Annotated in this window: 17 protein-coding genes, 1 tRNA gene and 1 other RNA gene; 15 read left to right on the top strand and 4 right to left on the bottom strand. The window is 69.9% G+C overall.

The genetic code is table 11. The annotated features are described in order from the left end of the window. Positions 1-3 precede the first annotated feature (3 nt). The 6 genes from ACFYY8_RS25635 to ACFYY8_RS25610 all read left to right on the top strand — a co-directional run bounded on the left by ACFYY8_RS25635 (position 4) and on the right by ACFYY8_RS25610 (position 7,295). The gene (locus ACFYY8_RS25635) at positions 4-384 is read left to right on the top strand and encodes a hypothetical protein (protein ID WP_390045047.1); all 381 of its coding nucleotides are present in this window, start codon (positions 4-6) and stop codon (positions 382-384) included. Continuing rightward, complete coding sequence (locus ACFYY8_RS25630; protein ID WP_390045045.1) at positions 384-2,717, top strand: hypothetical protein; 2,334 nt, start codon at positions 384-386, stop codon at positions 2,715-2,717. Before ACFYY8_RS25635 ends, ACFYY8_RS25630 begins: the two co-directional genes overlap by 1 nt. A gap of 289 nt (positions 2,718-3,006) precedes the next feature. After that, a complete protein-coding gene (locus tag ACFYY8_RS25625; protein ID WP_390045043.1) occupies positions 3,007-3,906 on the top strand; it encodes a bifunctional DNA primase/polymerase in 900 nt (299 codons plus the stop codon). After that, positions 3,903-5,516: a hypothetical protein gene (locus ACFYY8_RS25620; RefSeq protein WP_390045041.1), complete on the top strand. Its 1,614-nt coding sequence runs from the start codon at positions 3,903-3,905 to the stop codon at positions 5,514-5,516. Before ACFYY8_RS25625 ends, ACFYY8_RS25620 begins: the two co-directional genes overlap by 4 nt. A gap of 294 nt (positions 5,517-5,810) precedes the next feature. Then, positions 5,811-6,053: a helix-turn-helix domain-containing protein gene (locus ACFYY8_RS25615; RefSeq protein WP_390045039.1), complete on the top strand. Its 243-nt coding sequence runs from the start codon at positions 5,811-5,813 to the stop codon at positions 6,051-6,053. A gap of 9 nt (positions 6,054-6,062) precedes the next feature. Beyond that, the gene (locus tag ACFYY8_RS25610) at positions 6,063-7,295 is read left to right on the top strand and encodes a tyrosine-type recombinase/integrase (protein WP_390045037.1); all 1,233 of its coding nucleotides are present in this window, start codon (positions 6,063-6,065) and stop codon (positions 7,293-7,295) included. Positions 7,296-7,397: 102 nt separating this feature from the next. Here the strand turns inward: ACFYY8_RS25610 and ACFYY8_RS25605 are convergent. Further along, positions 7,398-7,483, bottom strand: a tRNA-Ser gene (locus tag ACFYY8_RS25605). 108 nt (positions 7,484-7,591) lie between these two features. On the opposite strand from ACFYY8_RS25605, the gene ffs reads away from it, so the two are divergent. Both ffs and ACFYY8_RS25595 read left to right on the top strand, forming a co-directional pair. Beyond that, an RNA gene (ffs, locus tag ACFYY8_RS25600) (signal recognition particle sRNA small type) lies at positions 7,592-7,687 on the top strand. A gap of 31 nt (positions 7,688-7,718) precedes the next feature. Beyond that, complete coding sequence (locus ACFYY8_RS25595) at positions 7,719-9,908, top strand: DNA polymerase III subunit gamma and tau (protein ID WP_390045035.1); 2,190 nt, start codon at positions 7,719-7,721, stop codon at positions 9,906-9,908. A gap of 13 nt (positions 9,909-9,921) precedes the next feature. On the opposite strand, the gene ACFYY8_RS25590 is transcribed toward ACFYY8_RS25595, so the two are convergent. Continuing rightward, entirely contained in the window at positions 9,922-11,394 is a 1,473-nt protein-coding gene (locus ACFYY8_RS25590) for a GAF domain-containing protein (protein ID WP_390045033.1), read from the bottom strand. 351 nt (positions 11,395-11,745) lie between these two features. Here ACFYY8_RS25590 and ACFYY8_RS25585 point away from each other — a divergent pair, with 351 nt between their 5' ends. From ACFYY8_RS25585 to ACFYY8_RS25565, 5 genes are all read left to right on the top strand, one after another. Next, on the top strand, positions 11,746-12,099 hold the full coding sequence (locus ACFYY8_RS25585) for a YbaB/EbfC family nucleoid-associated protein (protein ID WP_352013692.1): 354 nt from the start codon (positions 11,746-11,748) through the stop codon (positions 12,097-12,099). Positions 12,100-12,103: 4 nt separating this feature from the next. Continuing rightward, the gene (gene recR / locus ACFYY8_RS25580) at positions 12,104-12,703 is read left to right on the top strand and encodes a recombination mediator RecR (protein ID WP_352013693.1); all 600 of its coding nucleotides are present in this window, start codon (positions 12,104-12,106) and stop codon (positions 12,701-12,703) included. Beyond that, on the top strand, positions 12,696-13,226 hold the full coding sequence (locus tag ACFYY8_RS25575) for a DUF5063 domain-containing protein (RefSeq protein WP_390045030.1): 531 nt from the start codon (positions 12,696-12,698) through the stop codon (positions 13,224-13,226). Before recR ends, ACFYY8_RS25575 begins: the two co-directional genes overlap by 8 nt. 91 nt (positions 13,227-13,317) lie before the next feature. Continuing rightward, positions 13,318-14,592 carry an aspartate kinase gene (locus ACFYY8_RS25570; RefSeq protein ID WP_352013695.1) on the top strand — a complete coding sequence of 425 codons (1,275 nt, stop codon included), beginning with the start codon at positions 13,318-13,320 and terminating at the stop codon, positions 14,590-14,592. After that, complete coding sequence (locus ACFYY8_RS25565) at positions 14,589-15,656, top strand: aspartate-semialdehyde dehydrogenase (protein WP_390045028.1); 1,068 nt, start codon at positions 14,589-14,591, stop codon at positions 15,654-15,656. The genes ACFYY8_RS25570 and ACFYY8_RS25565 overlap by 4 nt, the downstream gene beginning before the upstream one ends. Before the next feature lie 98 nt (positions 15,657-15,754). On the opposite strand, the gene ACFYY8_RS25560 is transcribed toward ACFYY8_RS25565, so the two are convergent. Further along, positions 15,755-16,399: a hypothetical protein gene (locus ACFYY8_RS25560; RefSeq protein WP_390045026.1), complete on the bottom strand. Its 645-nt coding sequence runs from the start codon at positions 16,397-16,399 to the stop codon at positions 15,755-15,757. A gap of 481 nt (positions 16,400-16,880) precedes the next feature. Between ACFYY8_RS25560 and ACFYY8_RS25555 the strand changes: the two genes are divergently transcribed. Further along, entirely contained in the window at positions 16,881-17,657 is a 777-nt protein-coding gene (locus tag ACFYY8_RS25555; RefSeq protein ID WP_390045024.1) for a hypothetical protein, read from the top strand. A 54-nt stretch (positions 17,658-17,711) separates the two neighbouring features. Here ACFYY8_RS25555 and ACFYY8_RS25550 read toward each other — a convergent pair whose 3' ends face one another. Further along, complete coding sequence (locus ACFYY8_RS25550) at positions 17,712-17,849, bottom strand: hypothetical protein (protein ID WP_390045022.1); 138 nt, start codon at positions 17,847-17,849, stop codon at positions 17,712-17,714. Positions 17,850-17,895: 46 nt separating this feature from the next. Here ACFYY8_RS25550 and ACFYY8_RS25545 point away from each other — a divergent pair, with 46 nt between their 5' ends. Next, positions 17,896-18,231 (top strand): hypothetical protein, encoded by a 336-nt coding sequence (locus ACFYY8_RS25545; RefSeq protein ID WP_390045020.1) that lies wholly within the window; start codon positions 17,896-17,898, stop codon positions 18,229-18,231. Positions 18,232-18,374: the final 143 nt, after the last annotated feature.

Raw genomic sequence — 18,374 nt, 5'->3', positions numbered from 1 at the left:
TCCATGGGGACTGGACAACAGCGGCTGGATGAGATCGCCGCGATCGAGTTCCACGGCAAGGTTCCGGCCCAGATCACCGCCTACACCGTCGCCACCCAGCTCTTCGCCCACGACGTCGCCCGCGAACTCAGCCACGCCGAATCGGCCGCGGAATCGGCGATGACGCAGCTGAAGGGGCACCCGCTGCTGCTGGGCATCGACATCCGCGCCCGCGCCTGGCGCGTCGCACGCCACCTGCGCGAAGCGAAGGAGCTGGCCGAGGGGATCTCGGCCGAGGCGGTCAAGTTCAACATGCAGTTCCGCCAGGAGTTCCTGGAGGCCCTGCAGGCGCTGGAGCAGCGCTCCGCCAAGGGCAAGGACTACAAGGGAAAGGTCGAACTGTGATGGGCCGCAAAAGCACCTCTACCCCGTTGCTGCCGGTGGTGCAGGAGGCCACCATGGACCGCCTCGCCGCCTCCGCCGTCTCCAAGGTCGGCGTCCTGGTGCCGCCATGGGCTGTGCTCGGCGCCGAAGCCGCCGCCGGGGCCGTCTCCCACGCCCTGTGGGGCCAAGCCCCCGCGGTGACGTGGGCCGCGGTCGGCTGCACCCTCGGCTCCACCGTACTGACCGGCCTGACGTGGGCGGTGACGCACCAGCGGCGATTGATCGGCCGGTTGCACGCCACCGCCACCACCGCCGCCGCCTCGGCCTGGTTCACCGCCGCCACCATCACCGGCCTCGGCACGCCGGTCGTCAACGGCGCCCTGTTCTTCGGCGGCGCCACCCTCGCCCTGTCGTGGAACATCCGCACCGTCATCCGCAACACCTCAAGCGACGGCGACGGCGAGGGTTCCGGCGACGCACTGGGGACGTTGTTCGCCCGCGCCCGCGAGCAGGCCGGACTCAAAGGCGCCCGCGTGCGGGCCACCGAGGTCACCGCGCACAAGGTCAAGGGCCAGATGCAGCTGCCGCCCGGCGAGAAGACCGCCGACGACGTCATCAAGAGCGTGGACCGGATCGAGTCGGGCATGCAGCTGCCGCCCGGCAGTGTCACCGTCTCCCGCGACGACGACCGCGCCGACCGGGCGCACTTCACCGTCTCCAACCCCCGCGCGATCCGCCAGCCGATCCCCTGGCCCGGCCCGTCCCACCCCGGCGCCTCCATCGACCAGCCCTTGCGGATCGGGCTCTACCAGGACGGCGACGACGTGCAGTACCGGTTCGTCGGCCACCACCTGCAGATCATGGGCATGACCGGGTCCGGCAAGTCCATCGGCGGGGCGTGGAACATCATCGGGGAGATCATCACCCGCCACGACGCGGCGGTGTTCTCCATCGACATCAGCAAGGACGACCAGACCATGGGCCCCTTGCGGGAGGGGCTGCACCGGTTCGAGAGCACCAAGGCCGGGGCGGTGCAGCTGATCCGCGCCCTGCATGCCGAGATCCCCAAGCGCACCAAGTGGCTGGCCAGCCGCGGCTACAACGCCTGGGAGCCCGGGTGCGGGCTGACCTACTGGTACCTGCACGTCGAGGAGATCGCCAAGCTCGTCGCCGAGCTGGGCGCCCAGGACGAGGAGCTGCTGGGGGAGATCCTCAAGGAGCTCCGGTCGGCGGGCGGGAGTGTGATCCTGTCGCTGCAGCGTGCTGACTACACGCAGATCCCCACGATCTTCCGGTCCCAGATGGCCAAGATGTGCTTCGGCCTGTCCGACCCCGACGACGTCAGGTACGGGGTCAGCAGCCGCCAGAAGAAGGCCGATGTCGAGCCGCACGAGTGGGAGGACCACCACCCCGGCATGGCCTACCTCGATGGCAAGAGCGTCCGCCCGACGCACTACGCCATGCCGATGCGGACCTTCACCTGGGGCAGTAGTAGCGCCGAGGCGCGGGCCGCGATGGCCGCGCACGCCGCCGCCTTCCCCGCTGCGGCCAAGAAGGTGGACGCCTTCACTGCGGCGCTGGCCCGCCCTTCTGCCCCTGCCCCCTCGATCTCCGCACCCGCCACGCCTGCAGGAGAGGGCGCCATGCCCGCCCCGCCCGCCCTGCCCGCCGAGGGCGGGGAGCCTGACGAGGTCGAGGAGTTCGCCGCGGCGTTCGCCGATCTGCTGGCTGAGGCTGCCGGACTGGTCATCGCGACCCAGCAGGCTTCCCCGGCCCTGCTGGAGCGCAGACTGCGCGCGAACCGGCATGACTGCCTGCGCCTGCTGGAGGCGTTGCACCGCAAGGGCGTCATCGGCGCCCCGCACCCGGGCACCGACGAGCGGCCCGTCCTGATCGGCGCCGACGACGTCGCCGCGGCCGGGATCGTCGAGCAGCTGCGCGCCACCGGCGACGTCGTCACCGCCACCCTCGCCCAGCTCGACGACCCCGACCCGTCGCTGACCGCCAACCCCGACGACATCGTGCCCGAGCCGACCGCGGCCGAGGCCGACGCGCTGCAGGCCGACGGCCCCACCGTCCAGATGGACCCCGTCCAGGCGCGCGACCTCATCCACACCTGGCTACGCCGCCGCCACCAGGCCGGGCGGCGCACCTTCACCGCCACCGACGACGAACTCACCGCGACCCGCCACGCGACCGGGTTCGGCCGCGGCTGGATCTACAAGGTCCTGACCGACCTGGCCGAGCGCGGCATCCTGACCGTCACCAAGTCCGGCACCAGCCGGACCTTCACCATCGCCGACCTGTCTCCCCTCGACGGCGACAGCGACGACAGCTACGACCGGGCCGCCTGACCGAGCGGCCCCGGGGCGGCGCCGGTGCGACCACCGGCCGACGCCGCCCCACCCGCCCCGGCGGCTCGCGTGCGGCTGCGCGTGGGGGAGAACAACCACCCCGAAATGATCTTGTCACGGGTGTCACGGCACCTGTCACGGGGGCTGTCACACCCCTGTCACGCCTGTGTCACGGGGCTCCTGTCACGGTGTCACACCCCCGCTGACCTGTAACTCCCTCCCCCAACCCCCGGCCGTGACGCCCCCGGCCTGTCACACCCACCCAAAACCTGCGGAGAGGAGACCTCGCATGACCTCACCCCAACGACGCTGCGCCCTGGCCGCCGCCGCCCGTGGCTGGCACGTCTTCCCCGTCGCCATCGGCGACAAGATCCCGCTGTCCGGCTTTCGATGGAAGCGGCACGCCACCACCGATCCCGAGGTGATCAACCGGATCTGGGCGCGCCGACCGTTCAACATCGGCATCTCCTGCGGCCCCTCCCACCTGGTCGTGATCGATCTCGACCTGCCCAAGCCCGGCGAACCCGTACCCGACCAGTGGCAGCGGCCTGGCGTCGAGGGCGGCGCCGATGTGTTCGCCCTGCTGTGTGAGCTGGCCGGGCAGGCGGTGCCGTGGGAGACCTTCTCCGTCCGCACCCGCCGGGGCGGCCTTCACCTGTACTTCACCGTTCCGCCCGACCTCACCCTGACCAACACCTCCGGCGAGGCGGGCAACGGCCTCGGCTGGCGGATCGACACCCGCGCAGAGGGCGGGTACGTTGTCGGCCCCGGCAGCTACGTGGACCTGCCCGATGGCGCCGGATGGTACGAACCCCTCCACACCGCCGACCCGGCACCGTTGCCCGTCTGGCTGGCCGAACGGCTACGCCCGGCCCCGCTCCCGCCCCAGCGTCCCGTCGTGGTCGAACTCCAGTCCGGACGCCGGGGCGCGTACCTGACGGCGGCGATCCGCGCCAGCCTGACCGCGCTGGCCTCCACCACCGCCCACACCAACCGCAACGCCACCCTCTACGGCGCCGCCGTCGCCCTCGGGCAGCTCGTCGCCGGAGGTGCCCTGGGCGAGGGCGAGGTCACCGACCTGCTGACCGACGCCGCCATCCGTACGGGCCTGGCCGAGGGTGAGGCCCGCCGTACCATCGCCTCCGGTTTCCGCGCCGGGGCTCGACGACCTCGGAGCGTTCCCGCATGACCAGCACCACACCACCCATCCCGGCCACTGCCGGGCAGCCTGGGCAGGACGCGCCCCGGGTCCAGGTCGGCTCCGGCCCGGAGACCATCCGGGTGCTCAAACGGCGCCTGGCCGACGGGCTGCTGCCCGACACCTACGTCTCCGGCGGCGCCTTGGTCCACATGGAGACCATCTCCGGCGGACAGGCCAGCCCGGCCGCTGACGAGGATTCGCCGTTGCCGACCACCGCCAGCCCGATCACCCCGGCCACCCTGGCCGGGCTGCTGGCCGAGCACGCCTACGTCTACCGGATGCGCTCGCGCAAGGACGCCTCCGGCGGGAGCGAGCTGGTCGAGGAGGAGGTCACCCCGCCCCGGGAGATCCTCTCCTCGGTGCTGGCGGGCAAGACCTGGCCGCACCTGCCGCCGCTGCGCGGCGTGATCGGCGCCCCGATCCTGCGCCGCGACGGCACCCTCCTGCAAAAACCCGGCTACGACCCGGCGACCGGCCTGTACCTGGCCTCGAAAGTCGCGTTGCCGCCGGTCCCGGACCGGCCCACCGCCCAGCAGGTACAGCAGGCCCGTGACTTCCTGCTCAACCGGTTCCTGCGGGACTTCCCGTGGGCCAGCGCGGCCGACCGCGCCAACTACCTGGCGTTGCTGGCCACGCCGATCCTGCGGCACTTCACCCGGTCGCTGACGCCGTTCGCGATGATCGACGCGACCATGCCCGCCTCCGGCAAATCCATCCTGACCGGCGGCCCCGGCATGCTCTACGGCCAGCGCATCATGCCCTGGGCCGACGCCGAAGAAGAACTCCGCAAGAGCATCACCGCGGTACTGGCCGAACAGGTCGGCGTGGTCATCTGGGACAACCTGCCCGAAGGCACCGTCATCGACTCCGCCACCCTCGCGTTGCTGGTGACCGCCGGGGTGTGGTCAGACCGCCAGCTGGGCGCCTCCCGCAACATCGCCACCGTCAACGACCGGCTGTGGATGGCCACCGGCAACAACCTCCAGGTCGGCGGCGACATGGCCTCCCGCACGGTGCGCGTGCACCTCGACCCGAACATGCCCCGGCCCGACCAGCGCGACCAGAGCACGTTCGGCATCCCGCACCTCGACCAGTGGATCACCGTGCCGGGCAACCAGATGACCATCCTGTGGCACCTGCTCATCCTGGTGCTCGACTGGACCGGCCAGGGCGCCCCCCGATCCGCCGGAATGGCCATGCGCCAGTTCACCCCCTGGACCCAAGCCCTGGGCGGATTCCTCGCCCACCACGACGTCGAGGGGTTCTTGACCAACGCCAGCCAGATCCGCGACATCGACGAGGACGAATCCCGCTGGGGAGCGTTCCTGTCCTGCTGGCACCGACTGCACGGCCAGCAGCCCATGGCCGCCGCCGACCTGCGCCACTCCGGCGAACCGGATCGGGTCGGGTTCGAGGAGGTCGATCGGTGGGACGGGATGTTCATCACCACCCCCTCCGGACGGCTGCCCAACGCGATGTCCCTGGGGCGGCTGCTGACCGGCCAGATCGGCCGATGGCGCGGCGAGTACGTGATCCGCTCAGGCAAGCACGAGCGGGGCAACCGGAACGTCTTCTGGGTCGAGCGCCACCCGGCATGAGGCACCGGTGAAGAGAAAAGCGCTGAAACATCTCGGCAAGTCGGCAAGTCGGCAAGTCGGCAAAGACGGCTCTGACCTGCACTAACTCTTGCCGAGATAACCCGGGACTCAAACGGCTATCTCGGCAAGTCGGCACCCGTTGCCGAGATAGCCAGCGTTTGCCGAGATGCACTCACCCCGGCAACTCCTAAGTCGGCAAGCATCACCCCAGGTCACGGGCACTTTTGCCGACTTGCCGACTTTCCGAGATGTTTCAGCCCTCCCCACAAGGACCGCGCGACAGGAGGACATGTCATGGCCACCTCGATAGCCCTCGCCGTCAGTCCCGCCTCGATCTCAGCCACTTACCTGGTTCTCACGGTGGAGGAAGCGGCTGAGCAGCTCAGGATCGGCCGAACCCAGATGTACCAGCTCGTGATGACCGGAACCGTGGAGTCCGTCCTCATCGGACGTCTCCGCCGAGTGCCGATCGAGTGCCTTCGCGAGTACGTGACTGACCTGCTGGCCGCCGGGGCTAGTCAGAAGACCATGGCCTGAGGAGGCTGAATGGGCCGTAAGCCGAATGGCGCGTCGAGCATCTACCAGGGCAAGGACGGTTACTGGCACGGGAGAGTAACCGTGGGCGTCAAGGACAACGGAAAGCCCGATCGCCGCCACGTGCAGGCCAAGACCGAGGCTGAGGTCACCAGGAAGGTTCGCGCGCTGGAGCGTGCGCGCGACGATGGGAACGTTCGCACGGCTGGCCAGCGGTGGACGGTGGCCAAGTGGCTCACGCACTGGATTGAGACCATCGCGGTGCCGCCCGCGATCCGTGAGAGTTCCCACGCGGGCTACCGAGTGGACGTGACCGCGCACCTGATCCCCGGTATCGGTGCTCACCGGCTCGACAAGCTGACCCCTGAGCACCTGGAGAAGCTCTACGCCAAGATGCAGCGCGAGGGGAAAGCCGCGGGGACCGCTCACCATGTCCACCGCACGATCCGGGCCGCGCTCAACGTGGCTGTACGGCGCGGGCATCTCACCAGGAACCCCGCGACGTTCGCCAAAGCGCCGACCCTTACTGAGGAGGAGGTGGAGCCGTACGAGATCAGCGAGGTGAGGAGGCTCTTGAAGGCCGCTGAGGCACTGCCGCGCAACAGTGCCCGGTGGGCCGTGGCGCTCGCCCTGGGGCTGCGTCAGGGCGAGGCATTGGGGTTGCAGTGGACTGACGTGGATCTGGAGAAGGGCGTCCTGCGCGTACGTCGGGGCCGTCAGCGTCCGAAGTACAAGCACGGTTGCGAGGGGACCTGCGGAAGGAAGGCGGGCTACTGCCCAGATCGTCGGCAGACCCGGCCGGACACCTCGGACACGAAGTCCAGGGCAGGGCGACGGACGATCGGGCTTCCCGGCCAGCTCGTCACCCTGCTTCGGAGGCACCGTGAGGAGCAGGCTACAGACCGCGCCTTGGCAGGACAGCTCTGGCAGGAAGGGGGATGGATCTTCGCCACCGCGACAGGCGGTCCCCTCAACCCGAACACCGACTACCACCAGTGGAAGGACCTGCTGAAGGCAGCCGGACTCAGGGACGCCCGGCTACACGACGCGAGGCACACCGCCGCGACTGTTCTCCTGATCCTGGGAGTCCCCGAGCGGACGGTGATGGCGATCATGGGGTGGGCGAGCACCGGCATGGCTCGCCGGTACCAACATGTGACCGACACCATTCGACACACCGTCGCCAAGCAGGTGGACGGGCTGCTCTGGGACGCCGACGAGGGGACGCCAGCAGAGGCCGAATAGGCCCTCTCAGAGGCCAACTGAGACGAGAACTGAGACCGGACAGCACGAAGGGCCCGGCTGGATAGGTCCGGGCCCTTCGTGTTTGTGCTGCTCAACCAAGCGCGGAGGATAGGAGATTCGAACTCCTGAGGGGTTGCCCCCAACACGCTTTCCAAGCGTGCGCCCTAGGCCAACTAGGCGAATCCTCCGTGGAGTAGCTTACCGAACTTTCAGGACTGCGTTGACCACATATTCGAGGCATCTTCGTCGGTGGCCGTTCACTACTCCGAGCACTCGCGACAGAGGCTAGACTGTGCCAGGACCCCTCGCGCGGCGTCATCCTGTGAACCTCCCCAGGGCCGGAAGGCAGCAAGGATAAGCAGGCTCTGGCGGGTGTGCGAGGGGTCTCTTCGTTTCAGACTCCCTCGCAGGTGGGATCGTCGCATGAGTCTTGCGCTGTACCGCAAGTACCGGCCCGGGACCTTCGCCGAGGTCAAGGGGCAGGAGCACGTCACCGAGCCGTTGCGGCAGGCGCTGCGGAGCGGCCGGATCAACCACGCCTATCTGTTCAGCGGGCCCAGGGGATGCGGCAAGACGTCCAGCGCCCGCATCCTGGCCCGTTCGCTGAACTGCGAGAAGGGGCCGACCCCCGACCCCTGCGGCGAGTGCGAGTCGTGCGTGGCCCTGGCGCCGACCGGACCCGGCCACCTGGACGTCATCGAGATCGACGCCGCCTCGCACGGCGGTGTCGACGATGCCCGCGATCTGCGGGAACGAGCCTTCTTCGCCCCCGTCTCGGCGCGCTTCAAGATCTACATCATCGACGAGGCGCACATGGTGACCCGCGAGGGGTTCAACGCGCTGCTCAAGCTCGTCGAGGAGCCCCCGCCGCACCTGAAGTTCGTCTTCGCGACCACCGAGCCGGAGAAGGTCATCGGGACGATCAAGTCCCGCACCCACCACTATCCCTTCCGGCTGATCCCGCCCGCCGCGCTGCGCACGCTCATGGAGGAGATCCTCACCTCGGAGAACGTGCCGTTCGAGCCCGCCGCGCTGCCGCTGGTGGTCAGGGCGGGCGCCGGGTCGGCCCGTGACTCGCTGTCGATCCTGGACCAGCTCTTCGCCGGGTCGGACGAGGCCGGCATCACCTACGCCCGCGCGGTCTCCCTGCTCGGTTACACCGACGGAGACCTGCTCGACGACATGGTCTCCGCTTTCGCCGCCCGCGACGGGGCGAAGGTCTTCCAGGCCGTGAACCGGGTGGTCGAGGGCGGTCACGATCCCCGCAGGTTCGCGATGGACCTGCTTGAGCGCTTCCGTGACCTGGTGATCCTGGCGAACGTGCCCGAGGCCGCGACCAGCGGGCTGCTCGACCGTCCCGGTGACGAGCTGGAACGGCTCCAGCAGCAGGCGGCCTCGATGGGGCCGGCCGAGCTGACCCGCGCGGCGGAGATCTTCAACGAGGGGCTGACCGAGATGCGCGGCGCGGCCTCGCCCCGGCTGCTGCTTGAGCTGATGTGCGCCAGGACACTGCTGCCCGGGGCGGCCAGGGACGAGGCGGCGCTGCTGACCCGGCTTGAGCGGCTGGAGCGGGGCGGGGTCACGGTGGTCCAGGCAGCGGCCCCGGCAGTGGCTTCAACGGTGGCTCCAACGGTGGCCCCTGCAGTGTTCCCGACGGTGACCCAGGCGCCTCCCGCTCCGGCTCCCCCGGCCGCCCAGGCTCCGGCCTCCACGCAGGCACCCGCGCAGCCCGCCGCGCCCGCTGCCGCCGTACCGGTTCGGGCCAGGGACGACGACTGGCCCGCTCCCACGCGGCCGGGAGGGCAGGCGCCCGCCCCCGCCACGGATCAGCCCCAGGCCCAGGCTCCTGCGGTCTCGGGAGTGTCAGGGGGCGACGCGGGAGCGGTACAGCAGGCATGGCCGCAGGTGCTCGCGGCCCTCAAACGACGCAGCATCGTCGTCTGGGCGAACGTCAACACCAACGCCCAGGTCGTCGGAGTCGAGGGCAAGGTCGTCACGCTGGGCTTCGCCCAGGTGGGCGCGATGCGCAACTTCACCGGCGGCGGCAAGGACGTGGTGGTCGCGGGGGCGCTGCAGGACGTGCTCGGCGGCACCTGGAAGGTGGAGGCCGTCGTCGGCGGTTCGCCCGCGCCGTCCGGTGCCCGGCAGCAGACGCCGCCGCCCCCTCCGCCGCGCGCCGAGCCCGTTCAGAGTCCCTCGCAGGGGCCCGCCATGAGGCCGTCCGCGGAGCCCGCGGGGGAGGCGCCGCCCCAGGCGGCCTCGCCTCCCCGTGAGGCCCAGCGAGCCCCTCAGGCCCCGCAGGCACAGCCTCGCCAGAGCCCGCAGGCCACGGACGAGTCCTGGCCCGACGCGCCGCTCCCCGAGGATCCGGGTTCGCCTCCGCCGCCGAGTCCCGGCCTGACCGCCGCGCGTTCCGCCGCCAGGACGGCCGCCCAGACGGTCGCCCAGACGGGGCCGAGGGGAGCGGGGACCAAGCCGGCGTGGCCGGAGGCCGTGCCCGGCAGGTCGTCCGGCTCCGGCGACGCCGGTTCGTCCGACGACGCGCTGACCGGCATGGCCCTCCTCCAGCGTGAACTGGGCGGCCAGATCATCGAGGAGATCGGCCACTCCTGACGGTCCTGCGAGATCAGGGCGAGCCCAGGGCCGACAGGCGGATCGCGGCGGTCACGGCGCGGTGGTCGCTCCGAGGAAGCACGGCGACGAGCCGTTCAAGGACGTGGGCGTCGCCCCTGGCCCCCTCGGTCTCCGCGTAGGCCCACAGGTCGTCGGGGGACCCCCGGGTCAGGAGGCGGGCGCGGACCCGGCCTTCGAGCTCCTCGCGTTCGTCGCGCACCGCGGGGGCGTCGGAGCGGGGCAGCAGCGGCCCGCCGTACGTGCCGGCGATCGCGGTGGTGTCCTCACCGGCGAGCAGTCGGCGCAGGGTGAGGAAGTCGGCCCGCACCACACAGGTCAGCCGGTACGGCCGCGCCGCGACCACGGCGCCGAGCTGCAGGCGCAGGCGGTGGATCTCGGCGCGGGCGGTCACCGGGTTTCCCGCGTCGCCGTACAGGTGGAGGGAGAGCTGTTCGGCCGTCACGCCCTTGGGGTTGAGGGCCAGCACCGTGAGGATCTCGGCGTGGCGCGGGGACAGGGGCACGTGGGCGCCGTCGAGATCGGCCGTGGGATGCCGCGCCCCGAGGAAGGACAGGGTCAGCACGGGCGCGTCCGCCGCGCCGAGGGCACGCAGCAGGAAGCCGTCGCGGACGGGGGTCAGCAGCGCGGTCTCGCCGTCGGGCAGCACGACCCGGTCACCGGAGGCCGGCAGCCGTACGCGGTCGCCCCATCGCCGGGAACGGTCGGAGGCGACGACGCGGCCCGTGGCGGTGACCAGGGCGCCGGGTTCGCCGCGCAGGGCCAGCAGGTGCTCGTCGTTGCGGTCGCGGAACAGGTCGTCGCGCTCGCGCATACGCAGCGCCAGGTGGCTCTCCGCCAGTCTGGCCGTGGTCTCGACGAGGGCGACGGTCGCCGGATGCAGGGCGTCCATGGTGCCGCTGATGTCGACGCAGCCGATCACCTCGCCGCTGTCCGGGTCGTTGATCGGCGCCGCCGAGCACGACCAGGGGTGCAGCGCTCTGACCAGATGCTCGGCGGAGAAGACGTGGACGGGGCCCCGGGTGGCGAGCGCGGTGCCCATGCCGTTCGTCCCGATCACCTCCTCGCCCCAGTGGAAGCCGTCGGCGAGCCCGACTCCGTCGGCCATGCCCATCACCCGGTGGTCTCCGTCGCGCCAGAGCACCCGGCCCTTCTCGTCGGTGACCATCAGGATGTGCGCGCTCGCCGAGGCGGCCTCCAGGAGGGTTCCGGCGACGAGCGGCAGCAGGGCGCCGACGGGGTGGTGGGAACGGACGTCCTCGACGTCCTCCCGTTCGAAGGCGGGCGGGGCCGCGCTCGTCTCGGGATCGACGCCCGCGTCCATGGATCTGCGCCACGAGGCGGAGATCAGGCCGCGTAGCGCCCCGTCAGGAGGTCGGGCACCGTTCAGCACGGACTCGTGCAGACGGCGCAGTCGTAACGAGTGGACGTTCACATCCGGGACGGCTTCCCGGCGGCTGCCGGACATATGGCTCCCCAGGAATCAGACCGATTGCCGAAGCATCGGTTGTCGGGACGGGTGCACGCAACCGGTTCGGCGAAAAGGGAGTGCGAAGGGTGATTGAACGATCGCAACGTGTGTGCAACCTGGAATCGGTTACCTTCACAGCGCACGCCGTCGTGTGCGGCCGCTCCGGCGCGTGCGACGTCGGGTCCCGGGCGTCGTGGAGGGGGGCCGGGACCCGACAGGATCGTCGTGAACCGGCGGACCGGGTTTAGTCACCACATGGGGGGAACACGGGCATGCGCCAGTACAACACCCGCCTCTGACCCCGTAGGCTCGTGACGACTGACGTCACGGACGAGGAGCACAACGACGGTGAACCCAGGGGATGTCAACCTGCAGCAGCTGCTGGAGCAGGCACAGCTCATGCAGCAGCAGCTTGTGAGCGCTCAACAGGAGCTGAACGACGCCCAGGTCGAGGGCTCGGCGGGCGGCGGGCTGGTCGTCGCCACGGTCAACGGCGGCGGCGAGCTGCTCGAACTGAGGATCAGTGCCGAGGCCGTCGACCCCGGCGACCCCCAGGACACGGCCGACACCATCGCCGACCTGGTCATCGCGGCGATCAGGGACGCGGTCCGCGCCGCGGCCGACCTCCAGCAGGAGAAGCTCGGCCCGCTCGCACAGGGACTTGGGGGCGGCAGCGGCCTCGGTCAGCTGCCCGGGTTCTGAAGCCATGTACGAGGGGGTCGTCCAGAACCTGATCGACGAGCTGGGCATGCTGCCCGGAGTCGGCCCGAAGAGCGCCCAGCGGATCGCCTTCCATCTGCTGTCCGCCGAGCCCGCCGACGTGAAGCGGCTCGCCCATGCCCTGCTTGAGGTCAAGGACAAGGTCCGTTTCTGCCGGACCTGCGGGAACGTCGCCGCCGACGAGGAGTGCCGGATCTGCCGCGACGCCCGGCGCGATCCCCACGTGATCTGCGTGGTCGAGGAGTCCAAGGACGTCGTGGCGATCGAGAAGACCCGTGAGTTCCGCGGGCGCTACCACGTGCTCGGCGGCGCGATCAGCCCGATCGACGGGGTCGGCCCCGACGACCTGCGCATTCGCGAGCTGATGACGAGACTGGCCGACGGCCAGGTCACCGAGTTGATCCTCGCCACCGACCCCAACCTTGAGGGGGAGGCGACGGCGACCTATCTCGCCCGTCTGGTGAAGCCGATGGGGCTGAGAGTCACACGACTGGCCAGCGGGCTGCCCGTGGGTGGCGACCTCGAATACGCCGACGAGGTCACCCTGGGCCGCGCGTTCGAGGGAAGGAGGCTGCTGGATGTCTGACGCATGGGGTGCTCTGGCGGAACGGGTCGCCGGGCACGCGGAGAACTACATCGACGGTCTGACCAGGCTGGCGAACGGTGAGGGCGGCGACGCCATCCTGTCGTTGCTGCTGGTCGAGGTCGCGCAGGTCAGTTCGGCGGGCGCGCAGCTCGGCGCCAGCCAGGACGTGATCCTGTCCGGCAACTGGGAGCCGCACCTGAGCGAGGACCCGGACGTCGACACGGTCCGTACGGCCCTGGCCGAGCGGCTCGGCCCGGTCGACGACTACGCCGAGGTCTTCGACCCGTACAAGGACACCGCGGTCACGCCGTACCGGCTGTCGGACGACCTGACGGCGGTGGCCGCCGACCTCCTGCACGGGCTCAGGCACTACCAGGCGGGGCGTCCTCTTGAGGCGCTGTGGTGGTGGCAGTACTCCTACTTCAACACCTGGGGCAACCACGCCGGGGCCGCACTGCGCGCCCTTCAGGCACTCGTCGCCCATACTCGGCTGGACGTGGCCGAAGAGCGCACAACCGTGTGATTGTCCACATAGTGGGCCAAACCAGAAGTGCGCCACCCGGGCGACAGTAGACTGAGAGCTCCACAGCCCTAGATTGCTTCGGAGACATCTCGTGGCGCTCGTTGTTCAGAAGTACGGTGGTTCGTCCGTCGCCGACGCGTCCTGCATCAAGCGGGTCGCCCAGCGGATCGTCGCGACGAAAAAAGCCGGCAACGACGTCGTGGTGATCGTCTCGGCGATGGGCGACACCACCGACGAGCTGCTCGACCTCGCCCAGCAGGTCTCGCCGCTGCCGCCGGTGCGCGAACTCGACATGCTCCTCACCTCGGGTGAGCGCATCTCGATGGCGCTGCTGGCGATGGCGATCGCGAATCTGGGCCAGGAGGCCCGCTCGTTCACCGGCTCCCAGGCCGGGGTGATCACCGACTCCTCGCACGGCCGCGCCCGCATCATCGACGTGACGCCGGGCCGCATCAGCGAGGCGATCGGCGCCGGTCAGGTGGCGATCGTGGCCGGGTTCCAGGGGGTCTCCCAGGACACCAAGGACATCACCACCCTCGGCAGGGGCGGTTCCGACACGACGGCCGTGGCGCTCGCCGCCGCCCTCGAAGCCGACGTGTGCGAGATCTACACCGACGTGGACGGGGTCTTCACCGCGGACCCGCGCATCGTCCCGGTCGCCCGCAAGATCCCCAAGGTCTCCTACGAGGAGATGATGGAGATGGCGGCCTGCGGCGCGAAGATCCTGCACCTGCGCTGCGTCGAGTACGCCCGCCGCTTCAACCTGCCGATTCACGTAAGAAGCTCGTTCAGCACCAAGGAAGGCACGTGGGTCATCTCCGACCCCGACAGTGAAGGAACACAGATGGAGCAGCCGATCATCTCCGGCGTCGCGCACGACCGGAGCGAGGCCAAGATCACCGTTGTCGGGGTGCCCGACAAGGTCGGCGAGGCTGCCACGATCTTCAAAACGCTGGCCGACGCCGAAGTCAACATCGACATGATCGTGCAGAACGTGTCGGCGGCGGCGACCGGTCGGACGGACATCTCCTTCACGCTGCCCGCGAGCGACGGCTCGACGGCGCTGACCGCACTGAAGAAGATCCAGCAGAACATCGGCTTCGAGTCGCTGCTGTTCGACGACCAGATCGGCAAGGTGTCGCTGATCGGCGCGGGCATGCGCTCGCACCCCGGCGTCACCGCGACGTTCTTCGCCGCCCTCGCCGACGCGGGGGTGAACATCGAGATGATCTCCACCTCGGAGATCCGCATCTCGGTGATCGTCGGGCAGGACGAGGTGGACTCGGCGGTCAGCGCCGCCCACCGCGCGTTCAATCTCGACGCCGACCAGGTTGAAGCTGTGATCTACGGAGGTACCGGCCGATGAGCCGCAAGCCCACCCTCGCTCTGATCGGCGCGACCGGTGCCGTCGGCACCGTCATGCGCGACATCATCTCCAACCGGGAGGACATCTACGGCGAGATCAAGCTCGTCGCGTCCGCCCGGTCCGCGGGCAAGGTCCTGCGGGTCCGCGGTGAGGACCTGGTCGTCCAGGAGCTGACCGCCGAGGTCTTCGACGGCGTCGACATCGCGATCTTCGATGTGCCCGACGAGGTCTCCGCCGTATGGGTGCCGATCGCCGCCGAGCGCGGCGCGGTCGCCATCGACAAGTCCGGCACCTTCCGGATGAACCCCGAGGTGCCGCTGGTGGTGCCCGAGGTCAACCCGCAGGCGGCGCGCAACCGCCCGCTGGGCATCATCTCGACCCCCAACTGCACCACGCTGTCGATGATGGCCGCGATGGGCGCCCTGCACACCGAGTACGGCCTGCGCGAGCTGGTCGTCTCCTCCTACCAGGCGGTCTCCGGCGCGGGTGTCGCCGGTTCGGGACGCCTCTACGACGAGATCGAGGCGCTCGCCGGCGACCGGACGGTCGGCCAGAGCGCCGGTGACGTGCGCAAGGTCCTGCAGAACAAGCTCGGTGACGGTGAGTCTCCCTTCCCCGCCCCGATCGCGTTCAACGTCGTGCCGTGGGCGGGTTCGCTCAAGGACGGCGGCTGGGCCTCGGAGGAGATCAAGCTCCGCAACGAGTCCAGGAAGATCCTCGGCATCGACGATCTGAAGGTCTCCGCGACCTGCGTCCGTGTCCCGGTCATCACGACCCACTCACTGGCCGTGCACGCGACCTTCGAGCGGGAGATCACCGTCGCCGACGCGCACCGCATCCTGGAGGCGGCGCCGACGGTGGTCGTCATGGACGACCCGGCCAACGGTGTCTTCCCGACCCCGGCAGACGTCGTCGGCACCGACCCCACCTACGTGGGCCGGGTTCGCCAGGCGCTCGACTTCCCCAACACCCTCGACCTGTTCGTCTGCGGCGACAACCTCCGTAAGGGCGCCGCCCTGAACGCGGCGGAGATCGCCGAGCTGGTCGTGGCCGAACTCTCCTAGCACGTCGTCTTCGCCGGGCGGGTCGTCTCATGGACGGCCCGCCCGGTGCGGTTTTTCCGGGCGTCCGGTTCCCCGGATGTCAGTGGCGTTCCCGGGTGTCAGCGGAAGAGGATGTCCCAGTGGTCGGACTCCCTGGCGTAGACGGTCTGTGAGTCCCCGTAGAGCGGGGCGCCGTCACCCCTGACACGCTGGTAGGGATACTTGCTCTTGATGTAGCGGCTGACGCACCGGTTGGGCTTGATGTCCAGCTTGTAGCCCTCGTAGTGGCTGTACAGACCGGGGGCGTGGCCGACCTCGGTGCCCCCGGTGATCACGATGGGGCACCCGCTCTCGCGCTTCAGGTCGATCACCCTGTTCACCGTGTCCGTCCTGACGGCCTCAAGTGAGGTGCACCGCCCGTTGTCTCGGCTGGCGCACCGGCCCGAGGACTTCCGGCCGAGACCGGCCCGCTCCAGCAACTGGGCGGCCTGTGTGTGGGCGAGCCGTACCGAGGGCAGGCGGCGGGTCGTCTGGGCGCTGGTCCGCGCCTGACTCTTTCTGACCGGGGCCTTGGCCTCGGGCTTCCGGGCCTCGCTCAGCCCTTCCCGCTCCCACAGTCCCGTGCCGAGATCGGCGGGCTCGCGCAGGGCGACGGCCTTCAGGTACAGGTCACGGGTGTAGCTCCTGGCGGCCTCCAGGGCGTTGACGTCGTAGAGGCCGGTGCTCGGCACCCGTGCGGACGCGCCGGACGAGTCCGCGATCATGACGGCGACCGGCGAACTGGCGGCCCCGGTCTCGGCGTTTCCGTCCGAGGCCAGGGCGATGAACGATATCTGCAGAGCCAGAAGTGCTCCCGCCGTAAGCCGGGCCGCTCTCCGTCTACAGGGACGTTTCCCCATTTTCTATCCCTTGTCGCGGAAGCCCTTCCACAAGAAGGATCAATCCCACGCCGGACCGGCGATGACCCCCGAACCTCGCGAAATTTGCCCGGTGCTGGTGATCACCGTGCTCCCCACTGAACAGGCCGTACGCCAACAAACGCGACAAAGCAGTCGGTTTCCGCAGGGTGTGCCGTACGGCCTCGGGGAGAGAAGATCGCCGAAACGGACGGGGAAAGTATGTCCGCCGTATCGGGTCATCCGGGATCGCCGATTTCGTGAGTGAACTGTGGCGGAACCGTAGGCATCTGTGTAATGAAAAGATTACCCTAAGTAGTTACATTCATGGTTGATCCGAGGGAGTCCCATGGGCTGGATAAGCGTGCTGGTGGTAGTCGCCGTCGCGATCACGCTGATCGCGCTTCTCGTCCTCAGAAGGAGGGGGCACGAGGGAGAGGACAACGGCTCGGCGTCGATCGACTTCGCGGCCAACCTCGCCCTCGCCATCTACCTGCTGGTCCTGGCCTACGCCGTCGTGCTGTGCCGGGACGCCATCTCGACCTCGCAGACCGACGTCCAGGCGGAGACGGAGGCCCTCAGCGAGCTGTACTGGTCGGTCGCACCCATCCCCGAGGCGGGGCCCATCCGGGCCCAGATCAGGGACTACTCCGCCAAGAGCGTCTCCCTCGACTGGCCGCTCATGGCCCACGGTGAGATGTCCCCGGTCCCCACGAAGCTGCTTGAGAACATGCGTGCCGAGGTGCTCAGGCTCAAGCCGGCCGACGACGCGGGCAAGACCTTCCAGCAGGACGCCCTCAGCCACATCTCCGACGTCTTCCACTCCCGCGCCGTACGGGCGGACGACGCCAACACCGGTCTTGAGAGCATCTTCGTGATCTCCATGCTCATCTCCGGGCTGCTGGTCGTCGTGCTTCCCTGGACGGTCGGGAACCGGCCGACGGGCGCCTCGATCGTCGGAGACCTGGTCAGGGTGACCGTGGTCGTCGTCGGGGTCGGCTTCATCATGCTGACCGGTCACCCGTTCAACGGCCTGGGCGCGGTCGGGCCCGACGACTTCGTGGCCGTGCAACAGCAGTACGACCAGGTCGACGCCCAGTTCCCCGCGAAGCTGCCCGAAGGCTGAACAGGGCGGTGAGAGGCCCGGTTGGCGATCGATCGCCAACCGGGCCTCACGCGTTTATCTGCGCGGCCTGCGCTTGAGCAGGGCGACCGCGGTGACCGAGATGACGCCGGTGAAGAGCACCAGGATGACCAGCCTGCGGTCGGTTCCCTGGCGCCGTTCGGCGAAGCGGTCCTGGATGCGCTGCCGTCGCATCCCGAGGACCGAACTCTCCGGGCTCGGCGACACCGTGGGAGGCGCTGTGGGAGGCGGAGACGGGGTGGGTGTCGGCGGTGCCGGGACGACGGCGACGGGCGAGACCTGGACGGGCCTCGGCGGTGGCGGTGGCGCGGGTGGCTCCGGGGTGGTGGGCGGCGTAGGAGCGGGTGGCTCCGGGGTCGTGGGCGGCGTCGGGGTGGGGGCCGGCGGCTCAGGCGTCTGGGGAGGCGTCGGAGCCGGGGTCTCCGTGGGTGGGGGCGTCGGGGTGGGTGTGGGCGGAGGAGCAGGGGGCGGGGACGTCGGGGTGGGGGTAGGTGCGGGCGGCGGCGTCGGCGTGGGGGCCGGCGGCTCGACCGTCGGGGTGGGGTGGGGAGCGTGACAGGACTCCCCACCGAGCAGCAGCGAGACGATGGGCAGGCAGATGACAGGTCTCACAGCTTTGGTGAGCGGCTCGCAGTGCGGGACCAGGCCGAGCAGCGACCCCAGTAGGCCGTGCCCGCAGGACGGCGGCCCGACCCTGAC

This window comes from Streptosporangium sp. NPDC001559 (assembly GCF_042893955.1).
GTDB lineage: Bacteria > Actinomycetota > Actinomycetes > Streptosporangiales > Streptosporangiaceae > Streptosporangium.
The sequence above is the reverse complement of the archived record's forward strand: the minus strand, read 5'-3'. Positions and strand labels throughout refer to the sequence as shown.